The organism is Bradyrhizobium erythrophlei (genome assembly GCF_900129505.1).
In the GTDB taxonomy this organism is placed as follows: domain Bacteria; phylum Pseudomonadota; class Alphaproteobacteria; order Rhizobiales; family Xanthobacteraceae; genus Bradyrhizobium; species Bradyrhizobium erythrophlei_D.
The window spans coordinates 4,712,503-4,732,155 of record NZ_LT670818.1; the positions used below are offsets into that span (position 1 = coordinate 4,712,503).

General features: G+C 64.1%; 17 protein-coding genes and 1 pseudogene. 5 read left to right on the top strand and 13 right to left on the bottom strand.

Annotation, left to right across the window (positions count from 1 at the left end; all coding sequences use genetic code 11):
• Positions 1 to 60: 60 nt before the first annotated feature.
• From iaaH to paaI, 3 genes are all read right to left on the bottom strand, one after another.
• Complete coding sequence (iaaH, locus tag B5525_RS21805) at positions 61 to 1,491, bottom strand: indoleacetamide hydrolase (protein ID WP_079567847.1); 1,431 nt, start codon at positions 1,489 to 1,491, stop codon at positions 61 to 63.
• A 98-nt stretch (positions 1,492 to 1,589) separates the two neighbouring features.
• Complete coding sequence (paaK, locus tag B5525_RS21810; protein WP_079567848.1) at positions 1,590 to 2,921, bottom strand: phenylacetate--CoA ligase PaaK; 1,332 nt, start codon at positions 2,919 to 2,921, stop codon at positions 1,590 to 1,592.
• A 29-nt stretch (positions 2,922 to 2,950) separates the two neighbouring features.
• Positions 2,951 to 3,409 carry a hydroxyphenylacetyl-CoA thioesterase PaaI gene (gene paaI / locus B5525_RS21815; protein ID WP_079567849.1) on the bottom strand — a complete coding sequence of 153 codons (459 nt, stop codon included), beginning with the start codon at positions 3,407 to 3,409 and terminating at the stop codon, positions 2,951 to 2,953.
• Positions 3,410 to 3,774: 365 nt separating this feature from the next.
• On the opposite strand from paaI, the gene B5525_RS21820 reads away from it, so the two are divergent.
• On the top strand, positions 3,775 to 4,848 hold the full coding sequence (locus B5525_RS21820) for a YeeE/YedE family protein (protein WP_079567850.1): 1,074 nt from the start codon (positions 3,775 to 3,777) through the stop codon (positions 4,846 to 4,848).
• 161 nt (positions 4,849 to 5,009) lie between these two features.
• Here the strand turns inward: B5525_RS21820 and B5525_RS21825 are convergent.
• From B5525_RS21825 to B5525_RS21845, 5 genes and pseudogenes are all read right to left on the bottom strand, one after another.
• A pseudogene (locus B5525_RS21825) lies at positions 5,010 to 6,079 on the bottom strand (IS630 family transposase).
• 196 nt (positions 6,080 to 6,275) lie between these two features.
• Positions 6,276 to 7,499, bottom strand: coding sequence for a bifunctional alpha/beta hydrolase/OsmC family protein (locus B5525_RS21830; protein ID WP_079567851.1), 1,224 nt, complete (start codon positions 7,497 to 7,499; stop codon positions 6,276 to 6,278).
• A 69-nt stretch (positions 7,500 to 7,568) separates the two neighbouring features.
• Positions 7,569 to 8,234: a sulfite oxidase-like oxidoreductase gene (locus B5525_RS21835; protein WP_079573644.1), complete on the bottom strand. Its 666-nt coding sequence runs from the start codon at positions 8,232 to 8,234 to the stop codon at positions 7,569 to 7,571.
• Between the two features lie 83 nt (positions 8,235 to 8,317).
• A complete protein-coding gene (locus tag B5525_RS21840) occupies positions 8,318 to 9,538 on the bottom strand; it encodes a cytochrome P450 (protein ID WP_079567852.1) in 1,221 nt (406 codons plus the stop codon).
• Positions 9,539 to 9,629: 91 nt separating this feature from the next.
• Entirely contained in the window at positions 9,630 to 9,839 is a 210-nt protein-coding gene (locus B5525_RS21845; RefSeq protein ID WP_079567853.1) for a ferredoxin, read from the bottom strand.
• Positions 9,840 to 10,000: 161 nt separating this feature from the next.
• On the opposite strand from B5525_RS21845, the gene B5525_RS21850 reads away from it, so the two are divergent.
• The gene (locus tag B5525_RS21850; protein WP_079567854.1) at positions 10,001 to 10,633 is read left to right on the top strand and encodes a TetR/AcrR family transcriptional regulator; all 633 of its coding nucleotides are present in this window, start codon (positions 10,001 to 10,003) and stop codon (positions 10,631 to 10,633) included.
• 193 nt (positions 10,634 to 10,826) lie between these two features.
• Here the strand turns inward: B5525_RS21850 and B5525_RS21855 are convergent, their stop codons facing one another.
• A complete protein-coding gene (locus tag B5525_RS21855) occupies positions 10,827 to 12,251 on the bottom strand; it encodes an amidase (RefSeq protein ID WP_079567855.1) in 1,425 nt (474 codons plus the stop codon).
• 110 nt (positions 12,252 to 12,361) lie between these two features.
• Here B5525_RS21855 and B5525_RS21860 point away from each other — a divergent pair, with 110 nt between their 5' ends.
• On the top strand, positions 12,362 to 13,213 hold the full coding sequence (locus B5525_RS21860) for an alpha/beta hydrolase (protein ID WP_079567856.1): 852 nt from the start codon (positions 12,362 to 12,364) through the stop codon (positions 13,211 to 13,213).
• 107 nt (positions 13,214 to 13,320) lie between these two features.
• Here B5525_RS21860 and B5525_RS21865 read toward each other — a convergent pair whose 3' ends face one another.
• Complete coding sequence (locus tag B5525_RS21865; protein WP_079567857.1) at positions 13,321 to 14,097, bottom strand: SDR family oxidoreductase; 777 nt, start codon at positions 14,095 to 14,097, stop codon at positions 13,321 to 13,323.
• A gap of 181 nt (positions 14,098 to 14,278) precedes the next feature.
• Between B5525_RS21865 and B5525_RS21870 the strand changes: the two genes are divergently transcribed.
• Positions 14,279 to 15,358: a tartrate dehydrogenase gene (locus B5525_RS21870; protein WP_079567858.1), complete on the top strand. Its 1,080-nt coding sequence runs from the start codon at positions 14,279 to 14,281 to the stop codon at positions 15,356 to 15,358.
• Between the two features lie 154 nt (positions 15,359 to 15,512).
• Here B5525_RS21870 and B5525_RS21875 read toward each other — a convergent pair whose 3' ends face one another.
• From B5525_RS21875 to B5525_RS21885, 3 genes are read right to left on the bottom strand one after another with little or no spacing between them, the layout of a single operon-like run.
• Positions 15,513 to 16,424, bottom strand: a complete 912-nt coding sequence (locus B5525_RS21875) for an NAD(P)-dependent oxidoreductase (protein WP_079567859.1) — start codon at positions 16,422 to 16,424, stop codon at positions 15,513 to 15,515.
• Positions 16,425 to 16,443: 19 nt separating this feature from the next.
• The gene (locus tag B5525_RS21880) at positions 16,444 to 17,694 is read right to left on the bottom strand and encodes a Zn-dependent hydrolase (protein ID WP_079567860.1); all 1,251 of its coding nucleotides are present in this window, start codon (positions 17,692 to 17,694) and stop codon (positions 16,444 to 16,446) included.
• Between the two features lie 42 nt (positions 17,695 to 17,736).
• On the bottom strand, positions 17,737 to 18,654 hold the full coding sequence (locus B5525_RS21885; protein WP_079567861.1) for a LysR family transcriptional regulator: 918 nt from the start codon (positions 18,652 to 18,654) through the stop codon (positions 17,737 to 17,739).
• A 212-nt stretch (positions 18,655 to 18,866) separates the two neighbouring features.
• Between B5525_RS21885 and B5525_RS21890 the strand changes: the two genes are divergently transcribed.
• The gene (locus B5525_RS21890) at positions 18,867 to 19,598 is read left to right on the top strand and encodes a putative hydro-lyase (protein WP_425305320.1); all 732 of its coding nucleotides are present in this window, start codon (positions 18,867 to 18,869) and stop codon (positions 19,596 to 19,598) included.
• Positions 19,599 to 19,653: the final 55 nt, after the last annotated feature.

Consider the following 19,653-nt stretch of genomic DNA (forward strand, 5'->3'; position numbering starts at 1 on the left):
GAAGTCGTCGGCGCGAGATTCCGGGTTCAGCCCTGACGGGCTGCCCCGGAATGACGGAAACTACGGCTTCGGCGGCGGCGCCGAGCCCAGAATGGCTTCGATCGAAAGCCCGAGTCCGAGTAGTTTTGTGTCGCTGCCGACGGGGCCGTCGATCTCGAGCCCCACCGGCAGGCCGGCCGCGGTCATGCCGGCGAACAGCGACAGCCCGGGGAGGCCGGCGTTGCTGCCGGGATCGGTGTTGCGGATCATGGTGTCGAAGGTCGGCGCCGGCGCGCCGCCGTTGACCGAGATTTCGCTCGATCCCTTCTCCATGTCGATCACCGGCGCCGGTGCAATCGTGGTCGGGAACAGGATGCCGTCCAGCCGGTTGTCGCGGAAATACGCCTTGTAGATCTCTTGCAGCGCCGGACGCTGCACGCTCATGACATCCGGATAGGCGGCGCCGAACACGTCGGCCGTGATGGCGCCGAACGCGCCCTGCACGTCGGGGCAGGCGACCATCGCGGCGATATCGGCGAGCGTGATGCCTTCGATGCCGGATGCCTTGAGATAGGCGGGGATATCGGCGAGCGGCTCGTGCAGCGCGACGGGGAATGACACCTTCGCGTTCTGCTCGAACAACCCCGGCATATCGGCGTCGACCAGAACCACGCCGGCATCCCTGAGTTTTGTGCGTGCGGCGATCACGACCGTCTCCAGTTCGCGATCGAGCCCGGTCCAGAACGAAGCGGGGATGCCGAGGCGCTTGCCGCGCAGCGGCTCGGCGGAAGCCATCGGCGTGCCGGTGATGACGGAATCCAGAAGCGCGACGTCGGCGACCGTGCGGCCCATCGGACCCACGGTGTCGCGGGTATGGCTGATCGGCACCACCAGATTGGCATCGTCATAGCGTCGCTCTGCGCCGCCATTCCCGACCGAGGGTCGAAGCCCGACGGTGCCCGTCAGCGCCGCCGGCACGCGGGTCGAGCCGCCGGTGTCGGAGCCGAGGCCGCAGGTGACGATGCGCGCCGCAATTGCCGCTGCCGTGCCGCCCGACGAGCCGCCGGGAATCCGGGTCTTGTCGTAGGGATTTTTCACTGGCCCCGCGAAGGACGACAAATTGGTGGAGGTGATTCCGAACGCCAATTCATGCATGTTGGCCTTGCCGATAACGATGGCACCGGCATCCAGTAGTTTCTGCAGCGAGGGCGCGTTGCGGCTCGGACGTGCATTCTGCAGCGCCGGTGTGCCGCCCGATGTCGGAAGATCGGCGGTGTTGATATTGTCCTTGACGATGATCGGCAGGCCGGCCAGCGCGCCTTTTGTCTCGCCCGCATCGACTTTGGCCGCTGCCGCCAGCGCGCCATCCCTGTTCAGGACGATGAACGCGTTGAGATGCTTCAATTGGGCGGCGCGTTCCAGCGCGGCGCGCACGGCGCTGACCGCCGTGATCTTCTTGTCGCGGATCGATGCCACCAATTCGGCGGCGGTGGGGGCTGGGGTATCGGCCATTTGCAGGACTCACGTTTCCAGGGAAAAAAGCGACAACCATCGACGATATCAGCATATCGAAGCGCGAGGATAGGTCGCAGCCGCCACGTGGCCCCTCCCTATTCCTTCGGCCGCTTGTCGAACACGCGCCGGGCCTTGCCGAGTGAGCGCTCCAGGGTGTCCGGCGGCACCGCCCTGATGATGGCGTGGATGCCGGTGGTGTTCTTGATATGGTGGGTGACGAGGTCGGTTTGTTCGGTAAGTCCGCTGCTGTTCCAACTCCCGGGGCGTGCTTCCGCCAGCACCGTCATCACGTCCATCCGGCCCTCCCGCGTCAGTTCGATGATGAAATGGCCGCCGCACCAGTCGGTGGCGAGCAGCACCTCCTCGATCTGGGTCGGGAACACGTTGACGCCGCGCAGGATGATCATGTCGTCGGAACGCCCGGTGACCTTCTCCATGCGCCGCATGCCCGGCCGCGCCGTGCCCGGCAACAGCCGCGTCAGGTCGCGGGTGCGATAGCGGATGACCGGAAAGGCTTCCTTGGTCAGCGAGGTAAAGACGAGTTCGCCCTTCTCGCCGTCGGGCAGCACCGCGCCGGTCTCGGGATCGATCACCTCGGGATAGAAATGATCCTCCCAGATGTGCAGGCCGTCCTTGGTCTCGATGCATTCCTGGGCGACGCCGGGGCCCATCACCTCGGACAGGCCGTAGATGTCGGTGGCGTCCATGTCGAAGGAGTGTTCGATCTCGCTGCGCATCGCATTGGTCCAGGGCTCGGCGCCGAAGATGCCGATCTTCAGGGAGGACTGGCGGGGGTCGAGCCCCTGACGCTTGAATTCGTCGAGGATCGCCAGCATGTAGCTCGGCGTCACCGTGATGATGTCGGGCCGGAAATCGTCGATCAGCTGCACCTGCCGCTCGGTCATGCCGCCGGAGATCGGCACCACGGTGCAGCCGAGCTTTTCCGCGCCGTAATGCACGCCGAGGCCGCCGGTGAACAGGCCATAGCCATAGGCGTTGTGGATGATCATGCCGCCGCGGCCGCCGGCGGCGCGGATCGAGCGCGCCATCAACTCCGACCAGGTATCGATATCCGCTTTGGTATAGCCGACCACGATCGGCTTGCCGGTGGTGCCGGAAGAGGCGTGGATGCGGACCAGTTTTTCGCGGGGCACCGCGAACATGTTGAAGGGGTAATTGTCGCGCAGGTCGGTCTTCACCGTGAACGGAAAATTCTTCAGGTCCGACAGCTGCCGGAAATCCGCAGGCTTTACCCCGGCCTTGTCGAACGCCTTGCGGTAATGCGCGACATTCTCGTACACGCGCGCCAGCGTCGCGGCGAGGCGCTTGGTCTGCAGCGCGGTGATTTCGTCGCGGGACGCGCGCTCGCCGTCATCGAGCTCGGGGCTATAGCCGCTTTTCTTCGATTGCAGGTTGGTCGTTGCCATCGGGATGTTTCCTCAAGATCGTTTCTTTTTTATTTGGTTCCGGGTTCCGTCGCCGGCACCCAGGCGCCGCCGATGGAACGGGAATGCCCGCGCAGTTCTGCGATTACAGTTCCATCGACGGTCACGCGGACATCATAAATTCCGGAGCGGCCGGTTCGCGAGATTTCGCGCGCGGTCGCGACCAGCCGGTCGCCGAGCTTGCCCGGCCGGATGAAGGAGATGTTGCCTTGCGCCGCGACCGCGCGCTCGTTGTGGGAATTGCAGGCAAAGGCGAACGCCGAATCCGCCAGCGTGAAGATGAAGCCGCCATGGGCGATGCCGTGGCCGTTGACCATGTTCGGCTGGACCGTCATCGCCAAGGTCGCTTCGCCGGCCCTGATCTGCAGGATTTCCATGCCGAGACCCTTGCTGGCGTCGTCCTCCTTCCACATCGCGTCGGCGCAGGCGCGCGCGAGGTCGTCGGGCGAAACTGTGGCCTTGACGTTCACCGCGACGCTCCCGCCAGTGACCGATTCTTAATCAGGATCGGATCCAATCCGCTTCTCCCCAGGTCGTGCCGGGCCTGTTGGAACAGGCCTCTTTAGCTGTTGGTTCAGTTGATTAGTCTGGATGGGAAGACGTCATGGTGTCAACGATCCCGGCGGCACGGCACCCCCGGAGGGAACGAAATCATTCGTATTTTGGTTGAGGGCAAGGGCTTTATTCCCCTTGCGCCCTGTGATGCGACCGCTTCGTTCTCCGCGCTTGACGGGAGTGGACTGACGTAAAGGTAAAACGTTATAGCAGCACGGAAATTGCATTCTATTCAGGCAGCGGCGGAGATCGCCGTCGCGCCAATTCCAGGGAAAAGCCGGTGCAGGACGGTGGCAATATTGTCGTGGTGGGCGGGCTCGTGATCGGCCTTGCCTATGGCGCGATCGGGCTGCTGAGCGGGTTTTGCCTGCTTTCCGGCCTGCGCGGCTGGTGGGCCGAGGGCGACACCCGCCTGATCCGGACCTTTGCGCTGGCGCTCGGGGTTGCCATTGCCGCAACCCAGCTTCTCGCCGCTGGCAATGTCGTCGATCTCGGCAAATCGATCTATCTGCAGCCGTCGTTCTCGGCGCCGCTGATGTTCTTTGGCGGCTTGTTGTTCGGCTACGGCATGGTGCTGTCGAATGGCTGCGGCTCGCGCGCGCTGGTGCTGCTCGGCCGCGGCAACCTGCGCTCCTTCGTCGTGGTGATCGTGCTCGGCATTGCAGCACAGATGACGTTGAAGGGCCTGATCGCGCCGGGGCGGATCGCCGTGCTGCAGGCGACGCAGGCGGCGCCGAAATCGGTGTCGCTGCCAGCGCTGCTGTCGACGCTCGGCCTCAGCGAGACCTTTGCGCGCATGGCCGCGGCTTCCGTCATCGCAGGCGCGCTGATCATCTTTGCCTTCGCGCATGCGCCGTTCAAGCGCGCCTGGGGGCAGATCGCCGCCGGGATCGCTGTCGGCCTCCTGGTCACGGCCGGCTGGTTTGCGACCGGTTTTCTCGGCGCCGACGATTTCAACCCGGCCCCGGTCACGTCGCTGACCTTCATCGCGCCAATCGCCGACACCGTGCAATACGCGATGCTGTCGACCGGGCTCAGCCTGAATTTCGGAATCACCATGGTCGCGGGCGTATTCGCTGGAAGCCTGGTGACGGCGCTCGTCACCCGCCGCTTCCATTGGGAAGGCTTTACCTCGCCGCGTCACATGCTGCGTTCGATCGGCGGCGCGGCGCTGATGGGCGCAGGCGGCGCGATGGCCTATGGCTGCTCGATCGGGCAGGGCCTCACCGGCCTGTCGACGCTGGCGCTGGCCTCGTTCGTCGCGGCCGGCGGCATCTTGCTCGGCACCGCCGCGGGCCTGCGCGGCGTGCTTCGCGTGCAGCCACTGGTGCCGGCGCAGGATCAGGCGCGCTGACGCGAGACTGATTCATCAGCACCGTGGGCGTAAAGATGGTCTTGGGATCGACGCGGGCGACGACCGGCATGGCAACTTCCCCTGAGCATCCTCTAGTTCCGTGGCTTCATCCTTCGAGACGGCGCTTCGCGCCTCCGCAGGATGAGGTCTTATACCAGCCTTCAGAAGGGCTGACCGATGATGGCCCAGTCGCGGGCCGCGATCGAGGTGATGCGCCCGGTTTCGGCGAGAAGTTTTCGCCAGGCGTCTTGGCAGGCGTCGAGGATATCGGTGTAGGACGCGAACACGCGGTTGGCGAGATAGGTCTGTCGCAGATACTACCAGATGTTCTCGGCTGCGTTGAGCTCCGGACAGGCGGGTGGCAGCGGCACGAGGGTGACATTGGCAGGTGGCTTTAGTTTGCGCGTCGTGTGCCATCCGGCCTTGTCGAGGATCAGCAGCGCATGCGCGCCGGGCGCGACGGCCTTGCCGATGGCGTCGAGATGCGCCTGCATGGCCTCGGTGTCGGCTTGCGGCATGATGAGGGCGACGCCGGTGTCGCGGCTCGCACAGACGGCGCCGAACACATAGGCGTTCTCGTAGCGCTGATCCTTGGGCTGCCGCGGCCGTGATCCCTTCTTGGCCCATTGGTAGACGAGGCTGTTCTTCTGGCCGACCCGCATCTCGTCCTGGAACCAGACCTCAATCGGCGTTTCCGGGGCGAGTTTGGTCACGATCGCCGCGACCTGCGTAGGAAAGTTTTTTTAAATGCCGCGATCGTCTCCGGATCCTGCACGGGATGGCGCGGCCGGGCGCTGATGTGCGAGAAGCCGAGCTTCTTGAGCGCGCGCCCCAGGCTCACCTCCGACAGATCGACACCGAAACGCTGTCCGAGAACACGCTTCAGGTCGACGCAGCGCCAGCGTACGACCCCATCCTTCTCCGGGTCGGGGCCGGTCTCGACGAGCTGCTTCAATGCATCTTTCTGCTCGTCGGAGAGCTTCGACGGCCGCCCGGTCGGCTTGATGTCGATCAGACCGTCAGGCCCGTACTGGTTGAAGCGGTGCGCCCAGTCCCGCAGCGTCTGCCGGTCCATGCCGCCGATCCGGGCCGCCTCGGTGCGGTTCATCCCGTCGCAAATCGCCGCCAGCGCCAGCAGCCGTCGCGCCTGCGCGGCATCCTTCACCTTCGCCGCGAGCCGACGCAGCTCATCCGCCTCGAAATCCTCCCGTAGACCGACCGCCGCGCCCATCGCCGACCTCCCGAATCAATCCAGTCGGTCATAAATGAATCACGCCGGCGCCAGCTTTTCAAAAAAGAGTCAGACCTTCCGAAGGCTGGTATTAAATCCTCATGGTGAGGAGCGCGGCAATGCCGCGCGTCTCGAACCATGTAGCCACGGAAGAACGCTTCGCACAGCGAAGATGATACGCCCGCCCGGTCGCCCGTCAATCGGCGGCGCGGGTAACGATGCGGATCTCGGAGGTGAGGGTGCGGTGCACCGGGCATTTGTCGGCGATCTCCAATAGCCGCTTGCGCTGCTCGGCGTCGAGATTGCCCTCCATGCCGATCACGAGATCAATCTGGTCGAGCATCCCCTCCCTGGTTTCGCATTCGGCGCAATCCTGCGCATGGATCTTGCTGTGCTTGAGTGTCACCGTGGTCCGCTCCAGCGGCAGCGACTTGCGATCGGCATAGAGGCGCATGGTCATCGAGGTGCAGGCGCCAAGGCCCGCGAGCACGAAATCATATGGCCCGGGGCCGGAGTCCTCGCCGCCGGCGGCAGCGGGCTCGTCCGCCAGCATCCGATGCGGCCCGATCGAAACGGTCTGCTGGAATTTGCTGGCCCTGGTTTCGCGCACCACGACCGTGCGCGGCGCCTCGCCGGGATCGGAAGCCGGCTCCGCGACGGCGGGCTCGATATAGCGTGTAGCCCAGGCGGCGATGACATCGGCGACATAAGCGGCGTCGCGCTTGCCGCCGAGAAGATGATCGGCATCCGCCAGCGAAACAAAGCTCTTGGGATGTTTGGCGGCGACGAATATCCGCGTGGCGTTGTCGATGCCGACGGTGTCGTCGACGGGCGAATGCATGATCAGAAGCGCCTTGTGCAGGTTCGTCACATGCATCATCAGGCCGTGCTCGGCGATGTCGTCGAGGAATTCGCGCGTGATGTGGAACGGTCGGCCCGCGAGCGAAACCTCGACCTTGCCTTGCTTGCGGATGTCCTCGATGCGATCCTTGAACAGCCCGGTGACATGGGCGGGATCGGAGGGCGCTGCGATGGTGACGACGGCCCTGGCCTCGGGAATTTGCGCCGCCGCGGCGAGAATGGCGGCGCCGCCGAGGCTGTGACCGATCAGGAGGGACGGCGCTTTGCGCGTCTCGCGCAGATGGTCGGCGGCGTGCACGAGATCGGCGACGTTCGAGGAGAAAGTGGAATTGGCAAAATCGCCTTCGCTGGAGCCGAGACCCGTGAAGTCGAAGCGCAGCACCGCGATGCCTTTTGCCGCCAGGGCTGCCGCGATGCGCCGCGCCGCCAGCACGTCCTTGCCGCAGGTGAAACAATGCGCGAACAGCGCATAAGCCAGCGGCTCCCGCTCGGGCATATCAAGCGACGCCGCGAGCTGAAGGCCGCCTTCGCCGGTGAATTGGAAACGTTCGGTCGGCATGTGAAGTCTCCATGAGGATGCGCGTCACACCTCTCCCGATGGGAGAGGTGTCGTCGAACTCTGGCAAAGTCAACCGCCGGAATAACGCTCTTCTTTCCACGGATCGCCGCGGTTGTGATAGCCGCGGACTTCCCAATAGCCTGGCGCATCCTCGGCAAGGAATTCGATGCTCTGCAGCCATTTCGCGCTTTTCCAGAAATAAAGATGCGGCACCACCAGCCGAACGGGGCCGCCGTGCTCCCAGTGCAGCGGCACGCCGGACCAGCTATGCGCGAGCAGGGCGTCCTCGGCGGCGAAATCTTCCAGCGCGAGGTTGGTGGTGTAGCCGTCATGAGAATGCAGCACGACGTAACGCGCCTCGTCGCGCGGCCGGCAGGCATTGAGAAGGTCGCGGGTCGAAAGCCCCTCCCACTGGTTGTCGTAGCGCGACCAGGTGGTGACGCAATGGATGTCGGAGACGAAATTTGTCTGTTGCTGGGCTGTGAACTCCGTAAAATCCCAGAAGATCGGATGCTCGACCGCGCCGTAGACGTCGAGCCGCCAGCGTTCGCGCGAAATCTGCGGCGTCAGCCCGAGGTCAAGGATGGGCCAGTCTTTGGTCAAATGCTGTCCTGGCGGCAGGCGCTGCTCGTCGGCGCGCGCGGTCTTGCCGGTGAGGAAACGTCCCTCGCGCGCCCACCGTTCCTTGCTGCGGGTCAGCTTGCTGTCCGGGGGCGGATCGTTTTGTTCGGTCATGTCTTGTGCGTATGCGTCAACGCCGGCAAACGCCGGCGTCGCCAACGCTACCATGAACGCAATGCTGGCGGGAGGCGAAGGCTTCAGCCGTTCTTTCCAAAAAGCACGGGAAGCTGGCGCGGTCCGCGCACGGTGCCTTCCGACCATTTCACCTGACCGGCCGAGTCGAGCCGGAAATCCGGAATCCGCTTTAGCCATTCCTCGAGCGCGACCGTCATTTCCATGCGGGCCAGGTTGGAACCGACGCAGCGGTGAATGCCGAGGCCGAACGCGGCATGGCGGTTCTCCTTGCGGTCGATCACGACCTTGTCCGCGTCCGGGAACACGGCAGGATCCCGGTTTGCAGCGGGGAACGACAGCAGCACCATGTTGCCGGGCTTGACCGGGCAGCCGCTGACGGTCGTTTCCTTCATCACTTCGCGCGCCATGGTGACCGGCGAATAGGCGCGCAGCAACTCCTCGACCGCGGTCGGCATCAATTCGGGCTCCGCGACCAGCCGCTCGCGATCGGCAGGCGTCTTCGCCAGGTGCCACAGCGAGGCGCCGATCGCGCTCCAGGTGGTGTCGATGCCGGCGATCAAAAGCAGCCGCAGCGAGCCCAGCACGTGGCCGTCGGACAGCGGCTGGCCATTCTTGTCCTTCGCGTTCATCAGCGTCGAGATCAGATCGTCGGTCTTGTGCATCTTGCGGTATTCGATATGGCCGGCGAAATAGCCGGCCATCTCCTGGACCGCGCGCATCAGGGTGTCATTATCCTTGATGCCGAGTTCGAGGATTTCGTGGATCCATTTGATGAAGAGGTCAGAGTCCTTCTCGGGGATGCCGAGCATGTGGGCGATGGCGCGAACCGGAACGTGCTTGGTGTAGCGCGCCGCGGCGTCGCATTGGCCATCGGCGATGAATTCGTCGATCAGCTCGTTGCAGATGGCGCGAACCCTCGGCTCCAGTCTCTTCATGGCGTCGGGCGTGAATGGCGGCAGCAATAGCTGCTTCGCCGGCTTGTGTTCCGGCGGGTCGGAGGTGATCGGCGGCGCCACGCCCGTGGTTTCCGGTCGGACGTCGCGCACGATCACGCGGCGCGAGGAGAAATGTTCGGTGTCGTGGGCGATTTCCCGGACCGCCTCGTAGGTGGTCGGCAGGTAGCAGCCGAGGAAACGGTCCGTGTGAACCAGCGGCGATGCGGAGCGCAATTCGTCCCAGATCGGAAACGGATTCTCGGTCCAGCGCGGGTCGGTATGGTCGAAATCGTGCACCCAATCTTTGACAGGGGGATGTTCGGGCAACGTGCTGGTGGCATCGGACATCGGGGCAGATCCTCTGGTTCGTTCGCTTGATCTATGACGGCGCTGGAAATCGGTCGGCGGATTCAAATCGGCGGGACTGACTCACGAGCGTTCACTCTTCGGTGACTTCGATCGCGAGTTCCGGACAATTGGTCTTCGCGAGCCAGGCCTTGTCCTCGAGCCCCGCCGGCACGCTACCGTCGCCGACTTCGTGGGCATTGCCGAATTCGTCGAGGTTGAACAGTTCGGACGCCAGCGACTTGCAGCGGGCATGCCCCTGACACTTTTCCTGGTCGACGTGGATTTTAAGTTTTCCCGACATGGCGATCGTTTCCCTTGGTCACGCGCGCTTCGCGGCGTGTAGTATGTTTCCCATCCTTGACGGAGATGGGGCAGGCATCTTGGCTGCGCCCTTAAGTTATAGCATATTACATTAGCGTCGCGCCGACGCGTCAAGCGGAAAGTGATGGATTGTTACTTTAGATGACTCAACTCGTGCGCAAGTCGCTCCACGCCTACCACCATGGGGATCTCAGGGATGCCCTGGTTCAGGCCGCGCTCCAGGAAGCCGAGCAGGGCGGACCTGAAGCCATCAGCATCAAGGCCCTGGCGAAAAGACTGGGTGTCTCGCAGCCGGCGCCGTACCGGCATTTTGCCGACCGAGAGGCCCTGCTTGCAGCGGTGACGGCGGAGGCCTTCCGGCAATTCAGCGCAACGCTGCGTGCCTCGATCGGAAAGCCTTCCAGACGCTCAAAACTGTCGCGCTTCGCGCAGGCGACGCTGGCCTTCGGCCTTCGCCGCAACGGAATCTACCGCCTGATGTTCGCGTCGCGGACCATGGCCTGTGCCGCGAAAGGCAGCGAACTCCATAACGCGGCGATGGAGACGTTTGCGCTGGTGCTGGAGGCGCTCGAGGCGCCTGCAGTCGGCTTGTTGCGCGAGCGGCACGCCCTGAAAATCTGGGCCGCGCTGCATGGGGTGGTAATGCTGGCCGAGCAGGGGCTGCTCACCGGGCAGCTCGCTGACATGACCCGGGAGGAACTGGTCGAGGATATCGTGGCGGAGACGAAACTGTCGCTGTCGGTCGCGATCAAGCAGGCGAGTGATGGCGCGTGAAGCGGCGCCGCAGCGTCCGAATCCTCGCTATGCAGGCTGTACTTTCCTCATCCTGAGAAGCGGCGTCGGAGTTTATCATCGGGCCGCGCTTTGCGCGGACCCGTTGGCCGCGTCTCGAAGGATGAGGCCACCGGCGGCACCTCATGGTTCGAGACGCACGGCGCTGCCGTGCTCCTCACCATGAGGGGGGATCCTACTTCGGCGGCCTTGGATCGATCGGCGTGGTGCCGCGCACGCCCAGAATATCCTCCAGCAGCTTGGCGCCGGCGAGAAGCTGCGCCTCGCCGCGGGGGGCCGCCACCATCTGGAGTCCGACCGGCAGGCCCGACGCCGTAAAACCGCACGGCAAGGACAGCGCCGGGCAGCACACCAGCGTGATGGCGTAGACGATGCCCAGCCATTCGACGTAATTGTCGAATTTCTGGCCCGCGCATTCCGCGACATAGCGGTTCTCGACCGGAAACGGCGCAACGATGGTCGCCGGCGCCAGCAGCAGATCGTAGGTCTTGAAGAATTCAAGCGTACGGACGGTCATCGCGATGCGCTGCGCTTCGGCGCGCGCGATCTGCTCGACCGTCAGCTTCAGGCCTTCCTCGATATTCCAGATCACCTCGGGCTTGAGCAGGTCGCGCTTGGAGCGCAACAGCTCAGCCTTGCTGATCGCAAAGTCGAACGCGCGCAGCACATGGAAGCATTCATGGGCCTCGCGCAGGTCCGGATGGGCTTCCTCGACGATGGCGCCGGCTTCGGCGAAGCGCAAAGCCGCCTTGCGGGTGATGGCGGCAACCTCGGGATCGACCGGGGTGATGCCGAGGTCGGGCGAATAGGCAATGCGTTTTGGGCGCTTGCCGGAGCGCGCTTCCGCCAGGAACGAGGTCGGCAGCACGGGCAGCGACAAGGGATCGGCTGGGTGTTCGCCGCTCATGGCGTCGAGCAACAGCGCGAGATCTTCGATATTGCGCGCCATCGGGCCCTGCACACCGAGATTGCGGTCGATCTTGAAGTTGGGCGTGTGCGCGACGCGCCCGATGCTCGGGCGCAGGCCGACGATGCCGCAGAAGCTTGCGGGGTTGCGCAGCGAGCCGCCCATGTCGGAACCGTGCGCGAGCCACGCCATGCCCGTTGCGAGCGCGACCGCAGCGCCCCCCGAGGAGCCGGCGGCGGAGCGTGAAGTATCCCAGGGATTCCGCGTCGCGCCGAACACTTCGTTAAAGGTGTTGGCGCCGGCGCCGAATTCCGGCGTGTTGGATTTGGCGTAGACCACCCCGCCGTTGCTTTCGAGATGCTCGACCAGCAGATCGGAACGATCGGGGATATGATTCCGGTAGATCGGCGAGCCCTGGGTCGTGAGCACGCCCGCGACACTGGTCAGGTCCTTGATCGGAATTGGCAGCCCTGCGAGCAGGCCGCGCTCGCCTTTGGGCTGCTTCATCAGGGTTTTGGCGTGGCTCCGGGCGCGATCGAAGCAGCGCGTCGGTAACGCGTTCACCAGACCGTCGACTTCGGCGATCCGGCTCTCCAGCACGTCGAGCAGATCGAGCGGGGAGACTTCGCCCGAATTGAGTTTGTCGACGATGGCGCATGCCGTCGCCCGCACTAGTTCCTGATTGGATGCCACCTACGTCTCCCGGTCCTTCGCCTTTTCGAAAACGGATCGCCTAGTGCTGTAGAACATTTTCCGGCAGACTGGCAAACGCGCCGAAGTTCTGGCTGCACTGGAGATTTGGAATGTCGACATTGTTCTCTGCGCTGGACTGGCGCAGCATGAGCCAGGAAGAGCGCGACCTCGGCCTCAACAACGGCGTTGCGGTGAAGGGAAGCGTCGAGATGGTCGGCGGCTGCGAGCAGCGCTCCGGCGAGATGCGCAGGCGCTACGGCGAACATATCGATCTCCGCTACGGCCCGCGCGAGCGCAACCGGATCGATTTTCTTAAAGCCCGCGAGAACGCGCCGACACTGCTGTTCATCCACGGCGGCTATTGGCAGGCGCGCGCCAAGGAGGTGTTCACGATCTTTGCCGAGGGGCCGATGGCGCACGGCATCAACGTCGCGCTGATCGGCTACACGCTGGCGCCGGACGCGACGCTGGATGAGATCGTCGCCGAAATCCATGCCGGAATCGATTTTCTCGGCCGCGAATTGCCCGCGCTCGGCGGCGACGCCAGCGGGATCGTGGCGTCCGGCTGGTCGGCCGGCGGGCATCTGACGGCGATGGCGCTGTCACATCCGAAAGTCCGGGCGGGCATGGCGATATCGGGCATCTACGACCTCGAGTTGATCCGGCACAGCTATCTCAACGTCAAGCTCGGGCTCGACGAAGCGATGTCGCGCCGCAACTCGCCGATGATGCAGGCCGGCGGTCCGCCAAAACCGTTGTCGCTGGTGGTCGGCAGCGCAGAACTGCCGCTGCTGCGCAAGCAGACCGCGGATTTCGCCGGCCATCGCGCGAAGTTTGGACTGCCGGTGACGTACGAAGAAATCCCCGGCGCCAACCATTTTACCATTTTGGAAGAACTGCTCTCGCCGGCCGGACGGATCACGACGCTGATCCGGCAGTTGTTCGAGCGAACGGCGGGTTGACCAACTCCGTCATTGCGAGCGAAGCGAAGCAATCCATCTTGCCACAAGGGAAGTGTGGATTGCTTCGTCGCTAACGCTCCTCGCAATGACGGTGACAGAGCAACGCGCTACCCCCACCCCGCGCTGATACCGCCGTCGACGGTGTAGATCACGCCCGAGGTATACCCCGATCGGTCGGAGGCGAGGAACGCCATCAGGTCGCCGATTTCGCGGGCGTGCGCCGGGCGGCCGAGCGGCATGCCCTTCTGGAATTCCTTGTAGCGGTTCTCGTCACCGAACTGGTGTTTTGCGCGGGTCTTCAGCAGCGTGACGTGGCGGTCGGTGCCGACCGGGCCGGGATTGATGCCGACCACGCGGATATTGTCGGCGAGGCTCTTGCCGCCGAGCGCGCGCGTGAACGCCATGATCGCGGCATTGCCGGCGCTGCCGCAGATGTAATTGGCGTCGAATTTTTCGCCGGCGGCGCCGATGTCGTTGACGATCACGCCGCCCCCGCGCGCCTTCATCTGCGCATAGATGGCGCGGGTCAGGTTGATATAGCCGAACACCTTGAGGTTCCAGGCGTGACGCCAGGTCTCCTCGTCGATCTTGTCGATCGAGCCGCCGGGAATATCGCCGGCATTGTTGACGAGGATGTCGATGTCGGCGGCGTCCTTGGCGAGCCTGGCGAGATCCGCAGGGTTCCGGAGGTCGACGATTTGCGTCGTGGCGTCGATCTGATGGGCCGAGCGCAGCCGATCGGCGAGTGCCTTCAGTTGATCGCCGCTGCGGGCCGCGAGCATGACGTGAGCACCTTCTTCGGCAAAGGCCTCGGCGGCGGCGGCGCCGATGCCCTTCGATGCGCCGGTTATCAGCACGCGTTTGCCGCGCAAATGGAGATCCATGGGACTGCTCGCTTGGTTGGGATACGTCTGAGGGGATTTCGGGATGGGATGAAACAGTTAGGCCGGCGCCGCCGAGGCGGTCAACATTGCACTGCAGCGTTGCACCCGGGCGTGGTTTGGTCCATTGCAATCCGATCCAACATAGGACATCCCCGGCACGCCAAGGCTTAAGGAATTCTCGATGAGCAACCAGAAAAAGCAATATCGGATCGCGGTCATTCCCGGCGATGGCATCGGCAAGGAAGTGGTGCCGGAGGGTCTGCGGGTGCTGGAGCAGGCCGCCAAGAAGCACGGCGTCAGCCTGCATTTCGACCATTTCGATTTCGCCTCCTGGGATTATTACGAAAAGCACGGCGAGATGATGCCGGAGGACTGGAAGGCGAAAATTGGCAAGCATGACGCGATCTATTTCGGCGCGGTCGGCTGGCCCGCGAAAATTCCCGATCACATTTCCTTGTGGGGATCGCTGATCAAATTCCGCCGCGAATTCGACCAATACGTGAACCTGCGCCCGGTGCGGCTGATGCCGGGGGTGCCGTCGCCGCTCGCCAACCGCAAGCCCGGCGATATCGATTTCTGGGTGGTGCGCGAGAATACCGAAGGCGAGTATTCTTCCGTCGGCGGGCGAATGTTCCCCGATACCGACCGCGAATTCGTGACCCAGCAGACGGTGATGACCCGCATCGGCGTCGACCGCATCCTGAAATTCGCCTTCGACCTGGCGCAGTCGCGGCCGACGAAGCATTTGACCTCGGCGACCAAATCCAACGGCATTTCCATCACCATGCCCTATTGGGACGAGCGCGTGGAGGCGATGGCCAAAAAATACCCCGGCGTAAAGTGGGACAAGTATCACATCGACATCCTCACCGCGAATTTCGTCCTGCATCCGGACTGGTTCGATGTCGTGGTCGGCTCGAATCTGTTCGGCGACATCCTCTCCGATCTCGGGCCGGCCTGCACCGGCACCATCGGTATCGCCCCGTCGGGCAATATCAATCCGGAAGGCAACTTTCCGTCCGTGTTCGAGCCGGTGCACGGCTCGGCGCCGGACATCGCAGGGCAGGGCATCGCCAATCCCATCGGCATGATCTGGTCGGGTGCGATGATGCTCGAACATCTCGGCGAGAAGAGCGCGGCGGCCTCGATCGTCGCCGCGATCGAGCGCACCCTCGGCGAACGCACGCTGCGCACCAAGGATCTCGGCGGCAACGCCGACACCGCCGTCTGCGGCAAGGCGGTCGCGGAGATGGTGGAGTAGGGGATGTCTCCGTCATCCCCGCGTAACGGCTTTGCCGTTATCGCTGGAGGTGCGAGCCTTTTGGCGAGCCTCGAAGGATGACTACCAACGGTGATTGCGGCCATCCTTCGAGGCGCGCAAGAGCGCGCACCTCAGGATGACGGTGGAGTTTGCTTCACGCCTTCGCGATCCTGCGGCAATGCTGCCACGCCGCAGCAATCAGGTTCTCGCTCGCCTCCGGCGTGCGGAACGCCGAATGCGCCGACAGCGTTACGTTGGGCAGCTTGGTCAGCGGGTGATCGGCCGGCAGCGGCTCGGTGTTGAAGACGTCCAATCCGGCATGGCGGATGTGGCCCGATTTCAGCGCTGCGATCATGGCGGCTTCGTCGACCATGGCCGCGCGTGCGGTGTTGACGAGGATGACGCCGGGTTTCATCGCGGCGATATGCTTTGCGGTGACCAAACCGCGGGTTTCGTCGTTCAGCAACAGATGCAGCGAGACGACGTCGCTTTCGGCCAAAAGCTTCTCCAGCGCGACGAATTCGACGCCGGCAAAGTTCTTCGGCGAGCGGTTCCAGGCCATGACCTTCATGCCGCTGCCGAGCGCGATGCGGGCGACCTCGGCGGCGATGCCGCCAAAGCCGATCAGGCCGAGCGTCTTGCCGGTCAGCTGCATGCCGTCCTCGCGCAGCCAGTTGCCGGCGCGCATCTCGCGGTCCATCTGCGCGATGCCGCGTGCCGCCGCCCACATCAGCGCGATGGTGCATTCGGCCACCGCCGTATCGCCATAGCCCTTGATCAGATGAACCTCGATGCCGAGCTCGCCGAGCTCTTCCGGATTCATGTAGCTGCGCGCACCGGTGCCGAGAAAGACGACGTGCTTCAGCCCGGTGCAGCGCCGCGCGACATCCGTCGGCAGCGGCGTGTGATCGATGATGACGATCTCGGCGCCATCGAGCAGGCCGGGCATCTGCTCGGCTTTGATATCGGCGTCGCGGTTGACGCGCACCGGCGGATCGCCGGCCTTGTTCTGGCGCTCGAAAATATCCGCCAGCGAGCCGTTGGCATCGACGAAAACTCCGCGCACTGTATTCTCCAATAGTTGGTTAAGACGCGACGCCGGCAAGCGCCAGCACGGTGTGCATCAGGACGTTGGCGCCGGCGGTGCAATCGGCCTGGGTCGCGTCCTCGAGTTCGTTGTGGCTGATGCCGTCCTTGCAGGGCACGAACACCATCGCCGCCGGAATTTTCGTGTTCAGGTTGCAGGAATCGTGGCCCGCGCCCGAGGTGATGCGTCGGTTGGAATAGCCGAGCGCCTTGGCGGCGTTCTCCACCGCGTCGACCAATTTTGGATCGAAATGCGTCGGCGGCTTGCGCCAGACCAGATCGAGCTCGACCTCCACTTTGCGCCTCGCGGCGATTTCGGCGGCCGCGGCGCGCAGATCCCTGTCCAGCGCGTCCATGATTCCGGCGTCGGCGCTGCGGCAATCGACGGTGAAGGCGATTTCGCCGGGAATGACGTTGCGCGAGGGATTGGCGATCACGGCCTCGCCGATGGTGCCGACCGCTTTCGGGCCGTGCTTTCCGGCGATGCTCTCCATTGCCAGCACGATCTCCGACAAGGTCGCGAGCGCGTCGCGGCGCAGCGGCATCGGCGTCGAGCCGGCATGGCTTTCGAAGCCGGTGATCCTGCCGTCGTACCACAGCACGCCCTGGCCGGAATCGACCACGCCGATGGTCTTGCTCTCCGCTTCGAGAATCGGCCCCTGTTCGATGTGCAGCTCGACGAAGCTTGCGAATTTCTGGGTGCCGACCGATGTTTCGCCGCGATAGCCGATGCTGTCCAGCGCCTCCGCCACCGTGACGCCATCGGCGTCCTTGCGCGACAATATATCGTCGGTGGTGAAGTCGCCGACATAGGCGGCCGACGCCATCATCGCCGGCGCAAAGCGCGAGCCTTCTTCGTTGGTCCAGTTGACGATGCAGAGCGGCGCGTCGGTCTCGATGCCGGCATCGTTGAGCGTGCGGACCACTTCGAGGGCGGCCAGCGTGCCGAGCACGCCGTCGAACTTGCCGCCGGTCGGCTGGGTGTCGAGATGGGAGCCGAGGCCCACGGCAAGTTTTGTCATGTCGCGGCCCTTGCGAAGCGCGAACATCGAACCCAGCGCGTCGACATGCACTTGCAGACCGGCGGTCTCGCATGCCCTGCGGAACCAGTCGCGCACCTGCTTGTCCTCGGGGCCGAGCGTCAGCCGCCGCACCCCGCCTTTCGGCGTCGCGCCGAATTTCGCGGTTTCATGGATCGTGTCCCACAGCCGGGCGGAATCGATTTGCAGGTTGGAGGCGATTTTGGTCATGGGTGGTTCCGAAAAGCCAGACAATGCGCGCGAGAGCTATTTTCAATGCCGCGCCGGCGGCGGCGCGTCAATGACAACGCTGCCCTGCGCCAGCTTGGCGGCGAGTTCGGCGACGCGCTCGACCGCGACGGTGTCGGGCGAGGCCAGCCAGCTTGCGGAAAACGTCAGCGCCGGAATCTGCAGATCGGTCGACAGCAATTGCAGCCGGCCGTCGGCCATTTCGTTCTCGACGATCGCGGTCGGAATCACCGCGATGCCGAGGCCTTCGATCGCCATGTGAATGACGGTTGCGAGCGAGGCCGAGGCATGCAGGCGCATCGGCGGCAGGCCGGGGCGGTTGAACAGCGAGCGCACGATCTCGTAGGGCTGCGTCTTGCGCGGAAAGGTGATGATCGGGAATTTCGCGAGATCCTGCACCGACAGCCTGCGCTGGCCGAGGCCGAGCGAAGGACTGGCGAGGAAGCCGACGGGATAGTCGCACAACACCCGGTTGCTGACGGTCGGCGCCGTCAGCGGACCGAGCAGGAAGGCGAGCTCGATTTCCTGCGCCAGCAGCCTTGTGCGCAAATTCGAGGTGATGTCGACCTCGATTTCGAGCGAGAGATTGGGATAGGCGTGGTTGACGCTTTTGACCAGTTGAGACAGCCAGGTGTGCACGATGGTTTCGGCGACGCCGAGCCGCAGCACGCCGTGCATCGCCGTGCGGTCGCCTACCACCGCCAGCATCTCCGAGCGCAGCCCGATCAGCTTCTCGGCGTAGACCGTCATCTGCCGTCCGCTCGGCGTCGGCAGCACCATGCGCCGGTCGCGCTGCAGCAGCCTCACGCCGACCTCGCGCTCGAGCTGCGCGATCCGCTGCGAGATCGCGGGCTGGGTGGTGTTGAGCTTCTGGGCCGCGCCGCGAAAGCTGCCGAGCGTCACCACCCACATGAAGGTCTCGATTGCCTTGAAATCAGTCATGCATCCAAAGTCCACAGATCAATAAATTATATTTATCGATCTTGATTAAAAACGACGATTAGACATTATGCTATCCGTATGCGCCACTCCCTGTCGAGCAAATTGAAGCGGGATCAATGATGACCAGCTTGGCCAGAACGGAACGGACGCCCGAGCCCCCTGCGGCTGACCTGCCGCCGAGCGTGGCGGCACGGCATGCCTGCCGCGCCGGTATGGCCACCACCACGGCCGGGATCGCCAACGGTTTCGTGCAGGGCAATCTGGCGATCCTGCCGGAAAAGCTCGCGGCGTCGTTTCACCGGTTCTGCCAGCTCAATCCGAAGCCATGTCCTATCATCGGCATGTCCGATGTCGGCGACCCCCGCATTCCCTCGCTCGGGATCGACCTCGACATCCGCACCGACCTGCCGCGCTACCGCGTCTGGCACGACGGCGAAGTGGCGGAAGAGCCGACCGACATCATGGCGCATTGGCGCGATGATCTGGTGGCGGTCGTGCTCGGCTGTTCGTTTTCGTTCGAGGAAGCGCTGATGGCGGACGACCTGCCGATCCGTCACATCGAGCGCAAGGTGCGCGTGCCGATGTACCGCACCAATATCGCATGCCACCCGTCGGGGCCGTTCGCGGGGCCGATGGTGGTGTCGATGCGCCCGTTCAAGCCTGCGGATGCGATCCGCGCGGTGCAGATCACCTCGCGCTTTCCCGCCGTGCATGGCGCGCCGGTTCATCTCGGCCATCCCCATTCGATCGGGATCGAGGATATTGCAAAGCCCGACTACGGCGACGCGGTGCCGGTCGAAGCCGACGAGATCCCGGTATTCTGGGCATGCGGCGTCACCCCGCAGGCGGTCATAGCAGCGGCGAAGCTGCCATTTGCGATTACGCACGCTCCCGGGTTGATGCTGGTGACGGACCTCCGTAACAAAGATTTGGCTGTGCTTTAATGGGCAGCCCGTGCCGTTCTTTGAGGCTTTACCGTCATCTTCAATCGTTTCATCG

Excerpts from the sequence above, each read along its gene's own strand:
- iaaH (WP_079567847.1), bottom strand. The coding sequence starts at position 1,491 with ATGGCCGATACCCCAGCCCCCACCGCCGCCGAATTGGTGGCATCGATC.
- paaK (WP_079567848.1), bottom strand. The coding sequence starts at position 2,921 with ATGGCAACGACCAACCTGCAATCGAAGAAAAGCGGCTATAGCCCCGAG.
- B5525_RS21830 (WP_079567851.1), bottom strand. The coding sequence starts at position 7,499 with ATGCCGACCGAACGTTTCCAATTCACCGGCGAAGGCGGCCTTCAGCTC.
- B5525_RS21835 (WP_079573644.1), bottom strand. The coding sequence starts at position 8,234 with ATGACCGAACAAAACGATCCGCCCCCGGACAGCAAGCTGACCCGCAGC.
- B5525_RS21840 (WP_079567852.1), bottom strand. The coding sequence starts at position 9,538 with ATGTCCGATGCCACCAGCACGTTGCCCGAACATCCCCCTGTCAAAGAT.
- B5525_RS21845 (WP_079567853.1), bottom strand. The coding sequence starts at position 9,839 with ATGTCGGGAAAACTTAAAATCCACGTCGACCAGGAAAAGTGTCAGGGG.
- B5525_RS21850 (WP_079567854.1), top strand. The coding sequence starts at position 10,001 with ATGACTCAACTCGTGCGCAAGTCGCTCCACGCCTACCACCATGGGGAT.
- B5525_RS21860 (WP_079567856.1), top strand. The coding sequence starts at position 12,362 with ATGTCGACATTGTTCTCTGCGCTGGACTGGCGCAGCATGAGCCAGGAA.
- B5525_RS21865 (WP_079567857.1), bottom strand. The coding sequence starts at position 14,097 with ATGGATCTCCATTTGCGCGGCAAACGCGTGCTGATAACCGGCGCATCG.
- B5525_RS21870 (WP_079567858.1), top strand. The coding sequence starts at position 14,279 with ATGAGCAACCAGAAAAAGCAATATCGGATCGCGGTCATTCCCGGCGAT.
- B5525_RS21880 (WP_079567860.1), bottom strand. The coding sequence starts at position 17,694 with ATGACCAAAATCGCCTCCAACCTGCAAATCGATTCCGCCCGGCTGTGG.
- B5525_RS21885 (WP_079567861.1), bottom strand. The coding sequence starts at position 18,654 with ATGACTGATTTCAAGGCAATCGAGACCTTCATGTGGGTGGTGACGCTC.
- B5525_RS21890 (WP_425305320.1), top strand. The coding sequence starts at position 18,867 with ATGGCCACCACCACGGCCGGGATCGCCAACGGTTTCGTGCAGGGCAAT.